Here is an 18353-nt window from a genome sequence, read left to right on the forward strand (position 1 = left end):
TGACAGGTTTACGGCAAAGAAGAAGGGCTATTTTAGCCGTTCACGCAGCAGCTTGTTGACGAGTTCAGGGTTGCATTTGCCCCTGACTTCCTTCATCGCCGCGCCCATCAGCATTCCGAAGGCGTTTTTGCCGAGTTTGTCAATTTGGGCTTTGTTGGCGGAGACGATGCGGTCGATGATCGGCGCCAAATCCTCTTCAGTCAACATCTTTAATCCTAAAGCGCATGTTGCGTCAGCCAGCGACTTGCCCTCATTTCGAGCAAACCAACTGAAAACGCCTGAAATTGCTTCTTTAGCAAGTTCACCTGCGCCCACTGCCCCAAAGATCGCGGCTATTTGTTCGTCGGTGACGTTCTCGGTGGGAACCCCATCACGTTTGAGCGACTTCACGGTTTCGGTTAGGAAGGCTGCGATTGTTGAGGCTTGTGTGCCGCTGGTTTTGGCGGTTTCCTCGAATATGGCGATGTATTCGGAGTCGATGAGTTGCTTGGCGAGTTTCTCGTTTAGGCTGTACTGTTTGATGAGGCGAGCGAGTTTCTTGTCAGCTGGCTCAGGCAGGTTGGCTTTGATTTGCGCTACGAGCGCCTTGGTGATTGGCTGAGGAGGTATGTCGGTTTCAGGGTACATGCGAGCTGCTCCGGGGCGGGGTCGCATGTAACGTGTGGTGCCGTCGTCTTTGGCTGTGCGTGTCTCCTGCGGGATACATTTGCAGGCGACTTGTGCACGGTCAACTACAGCTTTTAGGGCGTCGTGGGTGTTTTCGGCGGTGTCGGCTACGAAGACCACGGCGTCGCCTTCGCTGGCGCCAACTGCTTCCCGCAAGGCTTTTACCTCTTCTGGTGTGATGCCGTAGTTTGCCAAGACTTCGTCGGTGTGGAATATGCCGCCCACTCTGCCCCAGAATTTGGCGTAATCTGACAGTTCGCTGCCTAAACGGAAGCCAGGCATGAGTTCGCGTCCAGTTAAGCCTGCAAAGCCTGCGAGTTTGACGGCTAAGACGGTCTGTTTCTTGTCCACTGCTTTGCGGATGACTTTGCTCTTGGTATCCTTGAACAAACGGGTCACATCGACGAATTCGGGTTTTAGCGATTCGGGAGTTATGCCTCGTTTAGCAAGTTCCTCTTTTATCTCGATTAAACCCAACTGCCGCTTGACCTCGTACTCCACGACGGTTGAAATCAATTCGAGTTCCTGTACACCTTTGATTTCTATGAGTGCACCGTTGGGTATGGATACGTTTAGGTCCTGTCGAATGGTGCCTAAACCACGCATAACTTTGCCTGTATCACGCAGAATTCTGCCGATGGCAAACGCAACTTCCTGGGCCTCCTGTGGCGAGTAGATTACGGGTGCTGTGGCCACTTCGATTAATGGGATGCCGAGGCGGTCGATGCGGTAGCGGATGGTTTTACCCTCGTCCTGTGTGCCTGTTTTGCGGGCTGCATCCTCCTCAAGGAAAGCTGCCTGCATAGGAATGGTTTTTTCGCCAACTTTAATCCAGCCGTCTAGGGCGATGGTACAGGTGCGCTGGAAGCCCGTGGTGTTGCTGCCGTCTATGACGGTTTTACGCATAACGTGAACTTCGTCAACGGGTTGCATGTTCATCATAAGTGAAGCCGTCAAAACAACCTTCACCGCATCCAAGTTGATTGGGTGTGGGGGTTCCTCATCCATTTCTACGAGGCAGCTACTTTGGCGGTTGGCTTCGTAGAGGATTTTCACGCCCTTCTGGAATTCAAAGTAGGCTGCGGGGTCAACTTGGCCCAGTTCGCTCTGGGTCGGTCTCAGCCTGCGGAGGAAAGTGATTTCGGGGTCCTCCTTGAATAAGAGTGGGGGGCAGCTGCAGAAGAGTTTGCTGTTTACGTTTAATTGCTGATGGATTTCTAAGCCGCATTTTAAACCCACTTTTGCGTAGTCAATTGGAGTTTTGGACATTTAGTTACCTCCCTCGCAGGATAGTTTCTCTTCTTGTGGAAGCGTCCGAGGCGAGTATTCGCCTGCTACGTTAGCTTTCAGTAACGCGGTGGCTTCTTTGGGATCGCTGGTTTGTCCAAGCGCCCACATGAGCTTCACTAAACCAGTTTCGGGGAACATATCCTCCAATGGCACAACGCCGAAGGAAAGCAAGTCTCTTCCTGTGTCGTAGACGTTCATGTCCACTCTTCCCCAAATGCACTGGGAGGCAAGCGCCACTACGACGCCTTTGGCGGTGGCGCGTTTGATGGCGTCAAAGCAGAATTTGCTCACATGCCCAAGCCCTGAGCCTTCAAGCAGGATGCCCCGGAAGCCCTTGTCAACGTAGAAGTCGATTACGGCTGGGTCGAGTCCAGGGTAGAATTTGACAAGCGCCACTTTGTCACAGAAGTTTGGTTTGAGGAGCAATTTACGTTGGGGGTCACGTTTCTGGTAATTATCATCGTTCATTGTTACTTTTAGGTCTTGGACTTTGGCGATTGGGAACCCATTTATGGATTTGAAAGTGTCTCGGCGGCTGGTATGGCACTTGCGCACCTTTGTACCTCGATGTATGACTGTTGCGGTATCTGAGACGGATTCGTGCATGGCTAAACCGACCTCCGCAAACGGTGCTTCGCCTGCAGCTTTGACTGCGCCGATGAGGTTGGTTGCGGCGTCACTGCTGGGACGGTCAGAAGAGCGTTGGGCGCCGACGAGAATAACTGGGACAGGCAGGTTCTGCAACGCAAAACTCAGCGCCGCCGAAGTGTAAGCCATCGTGTCAGTGCCGTGTGCGATGACTACGCCGTCTACGCCTTGTTCGATGCGTTTGGCGACGGTTTGGGCAAGTTCAGTCCAGTTCTGTGGAGTGAGGTTCTCGCTGTAGATGCTGTAGACGATTTCTGTGTCTACGCGGGCGATGTCGGCGAGTTCGGGCACGACACCGTAGAGGTCGCTTGCGGACATGGCGCTGCGGACTGCACCTGTGCGGTAGTCAACTCGGCTGGCGATGGTTCCGCCTGTACTCATGATAACGACGTGGGGCAATGCGGGGTTCTGTTTGGGCAACGGTGGCGCCTCGAATTTGGGCGCGGTGCCTTTCCCGATTTTGTCCACTTTGATGTCTGCGGTGGCTTCGATGCCGATGTTGTAGCCGCTCTTCATCTTTATGATGATGGCTGCGCCTTCGCCGAAACGGGGAATCAGGATGCCCTCGTAGGTTTTGCCTTTGCTTGTGATTTTTAATATGTCGCCAACGCTGCAATCCGCTTGCTTTAGCAGTTGGAGCGCTTTGCCTTTGTAGCCTGAACCTTCAAGTTCACTCATGCTGTCTTTAGCCTCTTTGAAACGTAAACTCCATCACGCTGGTAACCCAGTCGCATGTAGTATCGTCTTGTTCCTAACGCACTAATGACTAAAAGCTTTTCCCGCCCAAACTCGACCCGTGCAATCCGCTCGGCTTCAGCCAGTAGTTCTTTTCCGTAGCCACGGTGCTGCCATTCACCGTCTGGCCGCTTGCCAACAGGAACAAGCGGCCCGTAAACATGCAGTTCACGAACAATTGCCGAAGGCGCTTCGGTGATTTCGGGGCGATGCGCTTTAGTCGAGGGAATTCTCAGTCTCAGGTAACCCAAGAGTACGTTGTTTTGGGGGTCTTCGGCGGAGATGAAGACTTCGGTACCCTCTGAAGCTTCGTACTGCTGGGTGAGGATTTGGATTTTCTTCAAGTCAGGCTTCACATGATCAACCTGCAAGCGGTGCCCCACCTCGCGGCAGCGAATGCATTGACAGCGGAACCCGTGTTCGACAAGTTTTTGCTGTGCAAGTTCGCGAAGGTTGCTCTTCTTGACTCCTGCCAAAATCAGCTGAGCGGGAATGTCGCGTTGGACACGCATCACCCGCACCCATTTAGGGATGAACCGTTTGATTTCAGCTATGACTTCTGCTGCCTGCTCGGTTGTGTAAGGTGTGTATGTGCCTTGCTTGTACCATTCATGTGCTTTTGTGCCTTCTATGGCGAGGCAAGGATAGATTTTTATCATGTCAGGCTTAAAGGCGGCGTCAGTAAAGACCCGCTTGAATGCTTCAACATCCTTCGGGGGGTTGGAGCCAGGCATCCCAGGCATCAGGTGATAGACGATTTTTAGCCCCGCGTCCTTAGCAATACGAGTTGCCTCAACCACGTCGGCTACGGTGTGAGTTCTGCCCACTAAACGGTAGATTTGGTCGTCGGGGTTCTGCACGCCCAGCTCGATGCGGGTTACACCCATGTCTAGCATGGCGTCGATGTGGGGTTGCTTTGCCCAGTCAGGACGAGTCTCGACGGTTATGCCGACGTTGCGGGTTGCGCTGACTTCCGCGTTCGCCTTAGCCTCTTCGAGGCTTGCCGAGGTTTTGCCCGTCACTGCATCGAGGCAACGCTGAATAAACCACGTTTGATATTCGGGAGGAGTAGCAGGAAAAGTGCCCCCCATCACGATTAACTCAATTTTGTCGACTTTGTGACCGATTTGGGTTAACTGCTCGATTCGGCTCATCACTTGGCTATAGGGGTCGAAGCTGTTCTGGGCGCCGCGCATTGCTGCGGGCTCGTGGCCTGTGTAGCTTTGCGGTGAACCAATGGAGGGACCGCCGGGACAGTAGGCGCAGGGCTCTGGCTGAGGACATGGATAGGGCTTAGTCATGGTGGCAACGACTGTTACGCCGCTGATGGTGCGTGTGGTTTTGCGTTTCAACAGCGGCAAAAGCACCTTGGATTCTTCGGGGGTTAACTGCGCTATTATGTCTGCGCTGGATGGCACCTTATCTAAATGGTATTTGCCTGCGGTTCGGATTTTTAAGCGATTGACATCATCACGTGTAGGGGAAGGCATAGAAAGAAGCGTATCGATGATTTCGCGAATTGCCGTATCAGTCAAAGTTAAAGCCGAATAAAGGTTAATCTACAAATAAATAAAGTAAACTAGCTAAAAGCACCGTATAAAAGGGAGAACGGGCAGTTTAGGACATCCAGTTTTGGCCCGCTTTCCGCTGCAGAATCACACGTTTCTCGTAGTTGCGTCTGCTGCGGTTTTTTGGGCTTGGAGCAGTCCTTTCTTGAGCCTGGATTTTGGGGGTTTGGTTCCTTACTTTCCCGGCTTTTGAGAGTGATCCGTGAGTTGGCATATTTTACACCTTTTCCACAATAAGCATGGATGTCACACTTAAACCTTTAGCTACAGAAAAGGGCAGAATAGAAAAAGAGTGCACATGGAGGGGCGCAAGCTTCAAAGACTGGGTTGGTTTAGGGTTTGTGGGGCCCGGAGATAGTTTGAGGGGGAGAAGGGAGAGCGTGCAAAAATTATCGTTCTCCAAGCCTTTCCACCCAACCCATTCTTTGTTTCTTGTTGCCCTCCGTGACTATAGCGCCTTGAAGGCGTCGAACCATCGGTTGTAGCTGGTCAGCATGTCCAGTGACACGCTTGGTTTACGTTCTTCGAGTATCTGTCGGAAGTCAGCCATGGTTAACGGACGCGGTTTTGCTTCTTTGTTCATAGCTTGACCTGTCTCGAAGAATTCGCCGATGAGTTTAAGCTGCGCTGATTGGCAAACGTCGCGTATGTCGCTGCCGCTGAAGCCCTCAGATAACCGCGCGAGTTCTTGCAGGTCAACGTCTGAGGCGATCTGTAGCGTCTCAGTGTAATGCTTTAGCATGTTAAGTCTGGTTGAATGATCTGCCAATGGTACCAAGATGCGTTTCTGGAAGCGGCGTATGAATGCCCAGTCGAGGTCCCAGGGCTTGTTGGTTGCACCGATCACGTACACGTGAAGCGCTTTGCCCTTGTCAACTATGCCGTCCATTTCTTTAAGGAACTGGTTTTTAACGCGGATTTCTCCACCGACCTCGTTGCTGTGATTACCCATCAGTGAATCTAACTCGTCCACAAAGACGATGGCTGGTTTACCTTCAGTTGCAGACTTTCGGGCTGAACCGAAGAGTTTAGCCACATTCTGCTCTGCCTCGCCGAGCCATTTAGACATGATTGACGCTGCATCGATCGAGTAGAAGTTGGCGTCGATCTCTGTTGCAACCGCCGCCGCTAGCAAGGTTTTACCGCAGCCAGGGGGACCAAACAGCAGGATACCCCGTGGCCAGCCGAGTGGGAACAGGTCTGGTCGCTGCACAGGGTAAACGATGGCTTCTTTCACCGCTTTTTTGGCGACTTCTAGGCCGACGACTTCGCCCCAGTTAACTTTGGGTTTTTCTGTGACTACGAGTTCTTCATTAGGTTTAGATAGACTACCGTTTCCTTCCATGGTTGCTCCTCCTCCGCCGCCTTCTGCTTCTTCGTTTGCTGCTTGATTCATTTCAGTAGGCGAAACTGAACCTTGCAGAGCTTTGATGCGTTCTTGGTAGGCGATTGCTCTTTGAACGTAAACTTTGTTCAATCCGTATTCGGGGTAAAGTTGAACCAGCTGCAGAAGGCTCTCGATTGCTTTTTGGTAGAGTGTTATGGCTCTGCCTTTTTGCCCCTGCTTATCCAGTCGTACAGCATCCAGCGCATAGGCTGTTGCCGCTCGTTCCAACTCGTTTGACGCGCTCATCTTGATTTTTTTCTCTCCTTTCTCCTTTTTTTATTCAGGTGAACGTAATTCTATCTTGATCTTGCCTTGTGTCCCCAAGTTTTCTAGGGCACGCTCTATGGCTTCGTTTGAGGTTTTGAGCTCAGAGGAGCATTTTCCTAAATCTATTTCACCGTTAGTTTTACGGACATACTCCAAGAGTACCTCTTCGAGGTTTGGAGTTGGCTTCTCAACTTTAACCGAGAACTCTTTAATCTCGGATTTCTTGTATGAGAACAAGGTTTTTTCTGGGTCAAATCCCGTGGTTTCACGAGTCTTCTGACCGAAAACCTGCGACGAACTCGCCGTTAAGGCAACCATCTCGCGGATGGGGGTGGAAACTTTCTCTCTAACCTCTGCTGCGCTGGGAGGCTCAGGCAATGTTTCAGCAAGTTTCTGCTCCATGAAACAGGAGACTTCTTTTAGGATTTCTTCTCCAGCAGCGGTTTTTTTGCCCACGCCAACGATGTTTTCGTCTGCAGTAAGCTTTGTCTGTTGGAGGGTATCCTGTATTGCTGAGTTAACGTTGTTTAATTCAGTGCTTACGTCGGGTAGCACTTGGAATAGTTCTTGTGAAACGCCTTGAAGCAGATTCAATGCAGGTCTAAGATCAGCGACTATGTCGCCGAGTTCTTTTATGGTTTCAAGGCGCATGATTACACGTTCAATAGCTAATTGGACGTTGTAGAGGAATTTTACTAGTTTGCGCACTTCTGCAATCTCAGTGGCGCATATGGCGGCTTTTTCTTTGTTGTTCTTCTTTAGCGCGCCCATACAGGTTTCAAAAAGAATGCGGTCTCGCTCTTTTAAGCGAAAACTAGCCTGCTCAAGCTTGTTCTGTTGAATTTTTAGGGTACAGATAGATTTAGTGGCGACTTCACGAATAGGTGGAGGGTTTGAGTTTCCAAAGCCCATTTTTCTGTTTTCCCCCTCCATACTCCTTTTCGTGTATTTTCCTTGGTTAGATGCCTGCTTTGCCGATTTCTTTCACGTAGACGACGACAGGAGGCTCAGGCAGCTTGGTGGTGGTTGTGCTGTTAACTGTTTCTGCGTAGACTTTGTTGGTGACTGGTTTGGGTGGCAGTTGTGATTGCTCGCCTAGAAGCACACTGGAGAGTTTGCTCTTAGTCAATTCGTAGTCCGTTTTCTCTGAAGTTGCACGACGCAGAGTTTCCTGCAGTAAACTGAAGGCTGCTTTGTAGCTTTCCTCGTCAACCTTGCCGATTTCATGCTCGATCTCTAAGTTAGCTATGGCGTAGCTGAGTGAAGAGATTTCTTCGTTGCAACGTTCGATTTCTATGGCTGACTCATCGATGATTACTTGGGCTTCCTTTTTGAGTTGAGTAAGCACGTTATCGAAGCTGCTGTGGAGATCTTGGTAGATGTCAGGGGTGATTTTCTTTTTGTCCACAAGGTCTTTTAGTGCCTCATCTTTGCGCCATATGAGGGGAATTTGGTCGCAGAGTGTGCCTGCTTGTGACTTAATTTTAGAGAGGAATGTGATTTCAGCGCCATTAAACCGTAAGCTTTCCATGGGCTGCTTTGAGAATTGGCCGTCACCAAACTCGACGTACACGGCTTCGAATTTGCCGTTGGGTGAAAGAGCGAAAGACGCAACTTTACCGATTATTCGGCCGTACTCGTTTTTAATGGGTTTACCGATAGAAAGAAAAAGATTGGAGTTAGACATTTTGTGTTTTGTCCTCCTTATCTTTAGAATGTTTTATCTGCTTGAGAAGCAGGGGATGCTGGCATTCCCGGTGGTAGGTCTGGGAACTTGTCTTTTATCTTCTGCTCTGCAACGGTTGCTGCTTCGGTGAGAATCTTTGATGCGTCTTCGTTTACTGTGTCGAAGTTGAGTGTCATGCCGCTGCCTTGGCCTGCTTCGATCATGATGCCGCTTAGCATGTTGCCGATTTCGCCAAGTTCACTTTCTGCTTCTGGAAATACGCTTGTTAATCCTGATCGGACGCTGCGTAGAACACCGACTGCTGGGCCGAGTGTTGAAACTACGTCGCCTAATTCTGATACTGTTCGTAAGCGTAAGGTGATTTGTTCTAATGCGAGTTTTGCGTTCATGATTAATTTTGACATCTTTCTGACTTCGGCTAGTTCGTTTGCGAAGACGTTTGCGCGTGCACTGTCGTGTTTTGTGTATGCGTCGACGATGCGGGCAAAGATTGCTTTGTCGCGTTGGCTGAATCTTTCGGTTGCTTGGTCTAGTTTTTGGACTTGGAGTTCGATGCGTCTGACCGCGAAGTCAAGTCTTGGTTTTAGGGGTCCTGGTGGTTTTACTGCGTCTTTAATGCGGTTTGCGAAGGGCTCATCTTCCCGTTTACTTTCCCACTTTTTAGCGAATCTTTCTGACATTTAGTAATTACCTCTGTGATGCGTAAAGTGCTGAAAAGTGAGTTAACCATTGTTAATATGATGGAAATATGCACGTATATATGTAGGGATATATGTACTTTGTAATTGTCCATTGTTCTAGCAATAAACGAGTTAAAGCTGATGCCTGCGCCATCTGGTTTATACACATACATGTTAGTTAGCCTAAAAAGAACCGCCGACCAATCCACTAACAAAAGGTGAAAATAAATGAACAGTAGACTAAAAGTATTCGGCGTAATTGCCCTGCTGGGTTTCGTCGCAGGCGTCATAGCACAACTCACTGCCTCAGTAGTCATCCCCTGGCTTGTAACCGTTCTACCGCTGCTTGGCGGAGTAACAAACTACCTCATCTCAGGGTTTGCTGGTGCATGCCTAACAGTTGCGCTCGTCAGCGTCTGGGCATACATGACAGGCAAAAAAGAACACTATTAAACAAACCCCCGCCCCTTTCTTTACACCCAAAACCAGACAACCTAGCAGCTATTAAGATACCAGAAAATACTGGTTCTATCAGAAAACGGCGGCAACATAAAAAAAAGAAAAAGCAAGCTTTGACTTGTCTATAGTTACTGCTTTGCTTTTAGTTCAGCGTTTTCCTTCCTCAGAGCTTCATTCTCCTCAGCCATCGCCTTCATAACCGTGTTAAGCTGAGTTGCCAAATCACTAATACGCAGATGCAAAACACCAATCTGCTGTCCTAATAGCGGAGGCTGACGGAAAGCTGGAGGAACAACTGCATTCTTTACTTGGGACATATTCAATCACCACCTTTTTGTTTTTTGGATTGCCCTAACCTAATTTTAGTTTAGGAAAAGAAAGGAAGAGGGAGTCTATCCCACTTTTGTGTATGTATTGGTTGCAGGGTTGTAGATGTAGGGTTTGGATGCAGGAGGCACAAAGTTTGCTGGGAAAGTGGGTGCTGCTGGTTGAGGTTTAGCAGATGCGTTTGAAGACATACCGTTCACCTCTATCATCCTTGCCAATTATAGTAGATGTTGACTGTGTTGCCCCAAACGAAGGTCCATACGTCAAATGGAATGCTGTAGCACCATTGTTCGCTACCTCCGCCCCAATTGGGAATATATGCATAGCTGAAGTAGTCAGTGCCCCAGCCCCATGGATCATTGATAGAGTAGTCAACGTATTGAGACACTGGACCACCACCGTGCAAATCAGAGCCATGACAATAGTTGGGACCATCACGTTCTTCCCATGCGACACGGTATTCTGTCGAGTTAACTAACATGTCACCACAGTAGTCATTGTGGGCATACACGTTAAATGTCACCGGATAGTAGTATGGAGCTGAATGTACGACAACGCTATGAGCGGACTGGATGGTGTTGAATGTTATTGAACCTGCATTTGCCGAACCGTATTCTGTTGGATTATGAGAAGCGCCATCAACGATTACTTCTGTGATGTAGCAATAGTAAGATCCATAATCATCCGCACATTGCCATGAAACAACTGGACTTGTTCCACCATTCACCGTTTGCGACCCTGTAATGGCAACATCTGCCGTTGCACTCGTCGATACGGTGTATGTATTGACTGCAAAGTAAGCTACCATGGAAACGTCCGCTGCGATGTTGAATTCTTCGTGTTGGTTGTAGTCATAGACTTGTTCATTTGCCAGCCAATAGGCGAAGTGATACCCTGCGGCTGGTGTTGCATCCATAGTTATGTGAGTGTTTGGTGCTACGTATCCATTTGCGGTGTTGCTTGAGACTGTTCCTTGGTTTGCATTTGAAGTGGTGCATGACCACGAGAACTGTTGAGTGAAGTACGCAGTGCATGTTATGTCGCTTGTTACAGTTACGTCACGTTGACTGTAGAGGTAGTAGTCGGTTCCTGCAATGTTCAATTTATTGAAAACGTATCCAGTATTTGGTGTTGCAACAATATGTACAGTTGTGCCTGTATCCACTACTTGTGTTCCTGGTGATGTGGTTCCGCCGGTGCCGTGGTTTATGGTTATGGTGTATTGTCTGATGAAGTATGCTGTTGCTGTTGTGTCACTGGTAATGGTTACATTTGTTGTAGCTGTTGTGTAGGAATTGCTTCCGGAGGCGTTAACGACTGTCCAATGATCAAATCGGTAACCGCTAGCAGGGGTTGCTGATAAGGTCACATTCGCTCCGTTATCGTACAGACCGGATGATGGTGACACTGAACCCTGACCGCTCCCAATGCCTGTCGTCAATGTACACTGGTTAGAGAAGCTTGCATAGAACGTCAAGTTGGAACCGATGTTGGTAGCAGAGTATTGATTGTTTGAAACACTGCCCATTACTGAGTTGCCATTGCATGTCAGGTCGGCGAGGTGGTAGCCGCTGTTTGGCTTCATCAAAACCATTGCAGTACTGCTCCCTGCAACTTCGAGGGTTCCGTTGGGAATTATTGTGCCACCTGAACTTGCAGAAGCCGATAGGCTATAAGTTGAAGCGGCGCCGGCTGTGTAGTGGGCTGTGAGATATGTTGTTGCTGTAGGTGTGTAGGTCATTGGATTGGTTGTTGAGGTGCCGATAAGTTGGTTGCTGCTGTTTCTGAGTTCCCAGTGGTCGAAGTGGCAGGTATAATCAGGAGGAGAACCAAAATAGGGATCCATTGAATTTACTGTGGCATAGAAGCTGTGCGGTTCATTGGAGGTTACGCAGGCAGCTACGTTTCCAAGGTTAGTTACCGTATAGCCAGTTCCATCTACTGCGATTCCTATGCTGCTGGTGAGTGGTGTCATGAGGTGTATGGGGGAATGATCTGCCGCCCCAAGAGTAAATGTAGCGGTAATGGTACTGTCGCTATAAACAGCTGGGTATGTGTAGGTGTAGTGTTGGCCTCCGGCTTGTATATGGGTACCGCCAACGTTGATGTCAGAAATCACATAGCAATCATAGGCATCAACACTAAAGCTTGGAGTTGCCCCTTCATTAACGGTCACATAATTGTAAGGATTAATAGAACCACCTTCACTAGAACTATCATAGATAGTATAGGTAGTGGTAGGGGGCGTGCCGCAAATGCTTTCAGTTCTATATGTACGGTAAACGTTGATTGCCGGATCTAGCATTATGACGTCATAATCGCTATTGTTTACTAGAACCACTTCGTTGTATCCGTCATCATCATAGGCTGGACAATTAACTAGGTTGAAACTTGGTGCAAATCCGCCTTCTGGAATGCTACTTATGTGATAATCGGTGCAATGAGTGCCGTTAACCCATAGTTGAAGTTCAAGATCGGTTGTAGTGGGGTTTTGATTTGGAACGATAGCTATTTGGTTGAAATTGAAGAGACATGTTTCTGGTCCAACATAGTTATATTGACTAAATGATGTCCAATCGATGTTCCATTGGAAGCAGCCGCCGTTTTTAGGTATTGTTTGATTGTGGAGCTCTGGGTTTTGGTAGAAACTATAGCTTCGTGAACCACAAAAGTATATTCCACCTATTTCGTGTTCTTGAAGATTGCACGGGTAGTCCAGACGACCGAAGAAATCGCCAGAATTATCAGTATTACTTCCAGATTTGACAATATAACGAGGCTGAGTTGGGTCATTACAGGTATTAGTATCATTACAATATCCACTTGCATCACATTCAGTGCTACCCATCACGTAAACTCGTTGTATTTGGAAATTACTAATAGTTACGCTATGAGTCTGACTTCTGTTGTATATTGAAAAAATGTTTCTCTCGTCGTCGTTGTATCTGCCAGTATTTGCAAGATCAATGCACTGCCAACCACCATTTCCTGTCCCGCTAAGAAAACAGCTTCCGGGGGTTGTTAAATTTGGATCGTTTGTATAATAGTCGAGTCTAACTTGCTCTCCGTTCGGATTGTTTGCGTTTGCATTGAACAAAAGATTACATACATCCTGTTTTGTGTGGCATCGAGGAACAGTACAAGTGAATTGTATGTCTATATGATCTTGCGGCGGTATTATGTAGGTTCTTCCGGAGTTCAACCCACAATATGGATATCCGCCCCAGTAAGTAACCCCCCGTCCATCAATGTATCTGTATGGATTATTTGGGTTTCTATCACATGCATAGTTAGTTTTTTTGAAGTTTACAGGGTCAAATTGAAAAGCACTTGCATCAGTGCTTACTTTAGTACAGGTCATTTTTTTTATCTCCTGATAGAGATTAGTGATCTCTGGGTATAAGGCAGGCGAGATATTTCTGAAATACCGGAAAAGCTTGAGTATCAGGAACAATATAATGGTGATTGCTCTAAAGAGAAGGGGGTTAAAATGAAAACTAAGACCTACGGCTCCCTTTTATTCATTATGATTGTGCTTATTTCCACTTTTCCGGTGGCAAATGCAGACAGCCAAATGTGGTCCGTTCAAATTTTAGACGTTAACTCTGCTTATTTAAATGGTGGACTTATTGCCATTGACTCAAAAAGTGACCCGCATATAGTCTATTCTGTTTATAATGAAAATTATCCTGAAACTAATATATTGTACAAAAGCTGGAATGGCTCAGCTTGGAAAGTAGAAACTGTCATTAGAGGAGGAATTGCTGTCGACTTCGTACTTGATTCCAAAAATACCCCACATATATTATACAAAGATACTAACCCAGGGGTTGGGTTAAAATATGCAACATTTACGGGTGTAAACTGGAGCAGTCAAATTGTAGATGTAAAAGGGTTTGAAGGCTCTCTTGCTTTAGACTCAATCGAAAAACCCCACGTAGCCTATACTGACGGTCGGGATTTGAAGTATGCCATTTTAACAGACTTGAATTGGAGCATCCAAACCCTAAAGACGGCAGGCAATATTTTTGGGCCTTGTTTAGCATTGGACTCGAATAACAAACCGCACATATTATATGTTGAAGGAGCCTATGAAAGTACAGAGGCTATTAGATATGCCGTATGGAACGAGAACGGAAGTTGGAATTACCAAACTGTCGTAAATAACGCCAGAATTGGACACCTATCTTTGGGTACTGATGGCTACCCACACTTTACTTATTTTGAACAAGTTCATATCGGGAATAATACTTTAGCAAAATTAGCGTATAAAAGCTGTCATGGATCTACTTGGGAAACGCAGATTATCGCTTCAGATATTGAGCCAGGTTCACGAGGAGGCAATTTTATTTTAGACCAGCAAAATGACCCTCATATCTGTTACTTTGTTCCTTCGACGTCTTCTGCTCGACAGGGCGATTTAATTTATGCTAAGCTTGTAGACAATATTTGGAACATTCAAACTATAACTAATAGCAACGCGACAGGACCGGGAACAATTGCAGTAGATACGCAGGGCAATCCACATATAAGCTATCCAGGACCTGTAAACGGGAATTATTTACCGACATACTTAATGTATACTACGGTGACTCCGCTTGACCAAGCAACCAACTCGCGAATGCCGGCTGTGATTTCATGGACAATAGCGATAATCGCGGTCATAATAGTCATAGCAATAATAATTTATGCACAAAAAAGGAAGAGAAAAATTACCTTCTAACACCTTTAAGGTGAAGCATGCATACTGCCAAGCTTCTATGGGAAGCCACAATATTCTGGGTTGGGTATGTTTGTTCCGCATTTTTGGCATTTGTAGCTGCGTATTTTGCGTTTTCGACAGTCTTCACATCGGCTCTGTATTATTGAGGTGCCGCATTGGGGGCAGGTCAACTACTTTCATGGGGTGCTGTCACCTCCATTGGTGTCGGCATTAACAGTTAGTGTGAGGTTCCAGGAACATGGCGCTGAGGCATCAAAAACTCCGCTGAAGGGGGCGGTTTCAAAGCGTGGGCCGTTTTCCTGTCTTGAAAACCAAAAGTAGCTGTGGGTGTATTGGAAAACGGTTTTTGGTCCTGCGCGTTTGATTTTTGGTGGTGATGCTTTGGGTGGCTCTATGTTCACTGGTTAGTCCTCACTGGAAAAATTGTTGAGTTTGCTGTTAAAGGGGGCGATGTGTTTCTGAAACACTGCAGACTGCAGGGTTTTGTTGTTCGAGTGTTTTTAGGACTTGGATTAGAATTATGGTTTTTGGGTTGTTTTTGTTTAGCCGAATAATGCGCACTTTTCCACGCCGCACCTTGATGGGGGTACTCGTTGATTATGATGCCTTCTTTCTCCAAAATTGCTAGGTTGCGGTTGAGTTCGTTGTAGGTGCTGCCCACTGCGCTGACTAGCTGCATGACTTGGAGTTCTCGCTTCTCGGAGAGGGTTCTTAGGGTGTTTTGGCGTACGGAGGAGGCGAGGATTTTTCTGAGATCCAAACGGAGGCACCTGCTGGATTAATGTTTTTTATGAATTTAAACTATTTTCATGTTGAAAATGCATTATTCAGTAATGCTTATTGTAAAATACTTATTGAATCAGCAAAACTTTTCGGAGCACCCACACCACATATTGCACTCAAGCCGCATTGGCGTCAATTGTTCTATATACAAGGGAGGGGGCTTCTTTTGAGAGCAACCAAACTAAAGGTCACCTTAAGAAGTGTTAGCCCCCCAAAAAAAGGGGGGAGAGGGGGGAACACCTACAAGAGTTTGTGATGCCTGTAACTTAGAGGATGCCTGGTTAGGTTAGAATAAAAAAGAAAGAAAGGGTTGTTGAGAAGCCCTGTTTAGAATTTGAATTTGATTGGGCCGAGGTGCTTCTCGTTTTTGCGCAGGAATGCACTTTCTACGCCTGTGACGACCGCCATGACTGAAACTGCGCCTTTTAGTTCTTTGTCAACTCTTGCGCCCCAGATGATCTTTACGTTGGGTGGCAAGCTGCGTTTCATGATTTCAGCTGCGCGGTTAACTTCGCTTAAGGTCAAATCTTCACCACCAGATACGTGGATCAGTAAGCCTTGAGCTTTAGTTACGTCTTCAATGTCTAAGAGGCGTCCGTTAAGTGCTTTTTCTACTGCAGTTTCAACACGTGTCTCGCCTGTGCCTTCGCCGATGCCGATGGATGCTAAACCTGAGCCAGTCATGATTGCTTTGAGGTCTGCGTAGTCGAGGTTGATGAGGCTTGCTGTGGTGATGGTTTCAGTTACTCCTTTAACGAATTTACCGACGGTGGTGTTTGCTACACCGAGGGCTTCACGGAAAGGCAAGTTACCTGCAACTTTAACTAGCCTGTTGTTGTCGATTACGACTACGGAGTCACATGAGGCTTTCAAACGGTTTAAGCCACGTTTGGCAGAGGCCATTCTGGCGGTTTCAACTTCGAACGGAAGAGTAACTACACCTACGATCAAGGGCGCCATGGGGTTGCCTGCGAATTTTTTGCGTAAAACATCTGCTAAGCCGACGATGGAGCCTGTACCGGTACCACCACCTAAGCCAGCGACCATGAAGATGATGTTTGACTTTGACAATTCGTAGACGACTTCGTTGGCGTTTTCGTAGAGTGCTTTCTCACCGACTTCAGCGTATCCACCGCTTCCTAGACCGCGGGTGAGTTTTTCACCGATGAGGATTCTTTTGTCTGCTTTGGTTATCATGAGGTGTGTAGCGTCAGTGTTGACTGCGATGAGTTTTCCGCCGGTGATTCCTTTTTCTTTTGCCCAGCTAATGACGTTGCATCCGGCACCACCTAAACCGACAGCGACAACTGTTGGTGCAGCCATCCTTGCGTATTTCATGATTTTTTCTTCTTGTGTTTCCCTATAGGGAGTTTCTTCGAATTGAGTTTCTTCTTGTGGTTGTTCCATTTTTACTTCTTACCCCTCAATAATTGTTTAGTTATATCTTGAGAGACAATATACAATATATAAATATATTGTATTAATGTTTACGACACATTCAATGTACAACACAAATACATCAAACAACCCAAAAAAGACAAGTTTGAGCCGAAAAACCGCAGGTTAGAACTACAACCCCACCATTTTCCTGTTTAGCAATATACCTTATATACTACTTTAGTTAAACAAAAGCCGAGGCAACCCTCTAAATGAGAAAGCTTACACTGATGAAGAAATTTATGCAAAACTTTGTGGGCAAAGGCGTCCACTTAGTCATAAAGGAGAAAGAAGGAAACTTTAGAGTCCACACCATAGAAATCATGCAGAAAACCGATGAGTCCTGCCCAGTGAAGGATATCTCTGTTGGCGACTATTTTCTGCATCTGGTGGCGGTGAATCGGCAGGGCAGTGAAGCCTCGATTGTGTGTAACTGGTCTGATGACTTGCTGAAGAGTTTGATGGCGAACTATAAAGAAGTCAAAGACGCCGAATGCTCACAGATAACCATGTTCCGCGACCCCTCAGGCGACGAAAACAAATGGCTATTAACCTGGGGCAACCAAGACCAAACAAGCAGTCAACCAGCCAAACGGCAACCTCAGAAAAAAGACCCCATCCGCTACATCAGCTAAACCGCTGCTGCTCTCAAGAGACCCCCCTCCCTTAGGGGTAGGGAACTGCGCACAGGGCATTATGCATTCTGGATGGTTCTTAGAATCGTCAGCACCTGTGCATCCTGTGCTCTTTTGGTTAGGTAACTTAGATCTAGTTTGCCTTCCTGCCTCACCAAAACGCTCTTTAAATCCTGCTCATCGATAACGCCCCGGTCTGGTCTAGCCAGTTTGGTAACAATAAAGTCTTCAGGTGAAACAACCCACGCCGAAAAATCCTCGCTCAGCTGCATCCTATTGCGCCGAGTTAACGTTTCTTGGTCAAAAACGATGCCGTCGGGTCTACTCCATAATTCGAACTCCATTCCTTCTTTGTGGTCAACGATGACAGTTAACGGGTTGTTTGGAGAGCAAATTGTAGGTTCAAAGTCGGCTGCTCTGAGTAGATTTAGCAGAGCATTGTAGGCGTCTTTTGTTTTGACGGCAACGGCAAGGTCCAAATCCACGGTGGTTCGGATTCTGCCATAGAAAGGCAAAGCGTAGCCGCCTATGATCATATAGTCGATTCGGTTTTTCTCAAAGAGTGCTACTAGTCTTTGAAGACTTCTCAATATTGCTGGCAATTGTGTTTAACTCCATGAAGACTTGAAAAGTTGAGTGCCCCCTCTCAGCAATTCTTTTGGCGTAGAGGGCGTCTTTTGTAGCGCGCTCTAAGTCTACTTTGCGGGCTTTGAGGCGTTTAAGGTTTAATTTTTTGTATGCTTCGTAGAATTCAATGCCTAGTGGAGTGACGTTTATGTGTTTTTTTGGGCGACCTCTTTTTGTGCCTTTAACTTCCGTTATTTTGATGAGGCCTTCGTCTTCCATTCGTCTTAGCAGTGATATGGTGTTGGCGTTTTTCAGTTTGAGCGTTTGGATGAGTTCTCTGATGCCACAGTCGTTTGATTGGGTGGTGTGGATAATTTTTGCGCGTTGTTCTAAAGACATTTTGTTTCCCTAAAGGAAACATTATCGCTGCATTATTTAGGTTTTCTGTTTTACTTGCGGCGCTCCATGTTTTTCTTTGTTGAGAACCACACGAC

The 18353-nt window shown here is 47.1% G+C and carries 19 protein-coding genes; 3 read left to right on the forward strand and 16 right to left on the reverse strand.

The annotated features are described in order from the left end of the window. Positions 1-27: 27 nt before the first annotated feature. The 8 genes from gatE to NWE96_04135 all read right to left on the reverse strand — a co-directional run bounded on the left by gatE (position 28) and on the right by NWE96_04135 (position 8928). Positions 28-1935: a Glu-tRNA(Gln) amidotransferase subunit GatE gene (gene gatE / locus NWE96_04100; protein MCW3983158.1), complete on the reverse strand. Its 1908-nt coding sequence runs from the start codon at positions 1933-1935 to the stop codon at positions 28-30. After that, positions 1936-3282, reverse strand: a complete 1347-nt coding sequence (gene gatD, locus NWE96_04105; protein MCW3983159.1) for a Glu-tRNA(Gln) amidotransferase subunit GatD — start codon at positions 3280-3282, stop codon at positions 1936-1938. Next, entirely contained in the window at positions 3279-4874 is a 1596-nt protein-coding gene (locus tag NWE96_04110) for a tRNA uridine(34) 5-carboxymethylaminomethyl modification radical SAM/GNAT enzyme Elp3 (protein MCW3983160.1), read from the reverse strand. The genes gatD and NWE96_04110 overlap by 4 nt, the downstream gene beginning before the upstream one ends. 82 nt (positions 4875-4956) lie before the next feature. After that, on the reverse strand, positions 4957-5121 hold the full coding sequence (locus NWE96_04115) for a 30S ribosomal protein S30e (GenBank protein ID MCW3983161.1): 165 nt from the start codon (positions 5119-5121) through the stop codon (positions 4957-4959). A 234-nt stretch (positions 5122-5355) separates the two neighbouring features. Further along, complete coding sequence (locus NWE96_04120) at positions 5356-6540, reverse strand: AAA family ATPase (protein ID MCW3983162.1); 1185 nt, start codon at positions 6538-6540, stop codon at positions 5356-5358. A gap of 30 nt (positions 6541-6570) precedes the next feature. Next, positions 6571-7494, reverse strand: a complete 924-nt coding sequence (locus NWE96_04125) for a Snf7 family protein (GenBank protein ID MCW3983163.1) — start codon at positions 7492-7494, stop codon at positions 6571-6573. 25 nt (positions 7495-7519) lie between these two features. Further along, positions 7520-8248 (reverse strand): CdvA-like protein, encoded by a 729-nt coding sequence (locus NWE96_04130; GenBank protein ID MCW3983164.1) that lies wholly within the window; start codon positions 8246-8248, stop codon positions 7520-7522. Positions 8249-8271: 23 nt separating this feature from the next. Further along, complete coding sequence (locus NWE96_04135) at positions 8272-8928, reverse strand: Snf7 family protein (GenBank protein ID MCW3983165.1); 657 nt, start codon at positions 8926-8928, stop codon at positions 8272-8274. Between the two features lie 228 nt (positions 8929-9156). On the opposite strand from NWE96_04135, the gene NWE96_04140 reads away from it, so the two are divergent. Beyond that, on the forward strand, positions 9157-9381 hold the full coding sequence (locus NWE96_04140; protein MCW3983166.1) for a hypothetical protein: 225 nt from the start codon (positions 9157-9159) through the stop codon (positions 9379-9381). Positions 9382-9515: 134 nt separating this feature from the next. Here NWE96_04140 and NWE96_04145 read toward each other — a convergent pair whose 3' ends face one another. The 3 genes from NWE96_04145 to NWE96_04155 form a co-directional block, all read right to left on the reverse strand. Continuing rightward, positions 9516-9704 carry a hypothetical protein gene (locus NWE96_04145; GenBank protein ID MCW3983167.1) on the reverse strand — a complete coding sequence of 63 codons (189 nt, stop codon included), beginning with the start codon at positions 9702-9704 and terminating at the stop codon, positions 9516-9518. A 75-nt stretch (positions 9705-9779) separates the two neighbouring features. After that, positions 9780-9905: a hypothetical protein gene (locus tag NWE96_04150; GenBank protein MCW3983168.1), complete on the reverse strand. Its 126-nt coding sequence runs from the start codon at positions 9903-9905 to the stop codon at positions 9780-9782. Between the two features lie 14 nt (positions 9906-9919). Next, on the reverse strand, positions 9920-11890 hold the full coding sequence (locus tag NWE96_04155) for a hypothetical protein (protein ID MCW3983169.1): 1971 nt from the start codon (positions 11888-11890) through the stop codon (positions 9920-9922). 1314 nt (positions 11891-13204) lie between these two features. Here NWE96_04155 and NWE96_04160 point away from each other — a divergent pair. Further along, on the forward strand, positions 13205-14437 hold the full coding sequence (locus NWE96_04160; GenBank protein ID MCW3983170.1) for a hypothetical protein: 1233 nt from the start codon (positions 13205-13207) through the stop codon (positions 14435-14437). 176 nt (positions 14438-14613) lie between these two features. On the opposite strand, the gene NWE96_04165 is transcribed toward NWE96_04160, so the two are convergent. From NWE96_04165 to ftsZ, 3 genes are all read right to left on the reverse strand, one after another. Next, positions 14614-14838: a hypothetical protein gene (locus tag NWE96_04165; GenBank protein MCW3983171.1), complete on the reverse strand. Its 225-nt coding sequence runs from the start codon at positions 14836-14838 to the stop codon at positions 14614-14616. Next, on the reverse strand, positions 14835-15197 hold the full coding sequence (locus NWE96_04170) for a hypothetical protein (GenBank protein MCW3983172.1): 363 nt from the start codon (positions 15195-15197) through the stop codon (positions 14835-14837). The genes NWE96_04165 and NWE96_04170 overlap by 4 nt, the downstream gene beginning before the upstream one ends. Positions 15198-15547: 350 nt before the next feature. After that, on the reverse strand, positions 15548-16627 hold the full coding sequence (gene ftsZ, locus NWE96_04175) for a cell division protein FtsZ (protein ID MCW3983173.1): 1080 nt from the start codon (positions 16625-16627) through the stop codon (positions 15548-15550). Positions 16628-16869: 242 nt separating this feature from the next. On the opposite strand from ftsZ, the gene NWE96_04180 reads away from it, so the two are divergent. Then, positions 16870-17292, forward strand: a complete 423-nt coding sequence (locus NWE96_04180) for a hypothetical protein (GenBank protein MCW3983174.1) — start codon at positions 16870-16872, stop codon at positions 17290-17292. 59 nt (positions 17293-17351) lie between these two features. Here NWE96_04180 and NWE96_04185 read toward each other — a convergent pair whose 3' ends face one another. Together NWE96_04185 and NWE96_04190 are read right to left on the reverse strand one after the other, a co-directional pair. Then, positions 17352-17894 carry a nucleotidyltransferase gene (locus tag NWE96_04185; protein ID MCW3983175.1) on the reverse strand — a complete coding sequence of 181 codons (543 nt, stop codon included), beginning with the start codon at positions 17892-17894 and terminating at the stop codon, positions 17352-17354. Next, a complete protein-coding gene (locus NWE96_04190; protein ID MCW3983176.1) occupies positions 17848-18258 on the reverse strand; it encodes a hypothetical protein in 411 nt (136 codons plus the stop codon). Before NWE96_04190 ends, NWE96_04185 begins: the two co-directional genes overlap by 47 nt. Between the last annotated feature and the right edge of the window lie 95 nt (positions 18259-18353).

Source organism: Candidatus Bathyarchaeota archaeon (assembly GCA_026014685.1).
Classification (GTDB): domain Archaea; phylum Thermoproteota; class Bathyarchaeia; order Bathyarchaeales; family Bathycorpusculaceae; genus Bathycorpusculum.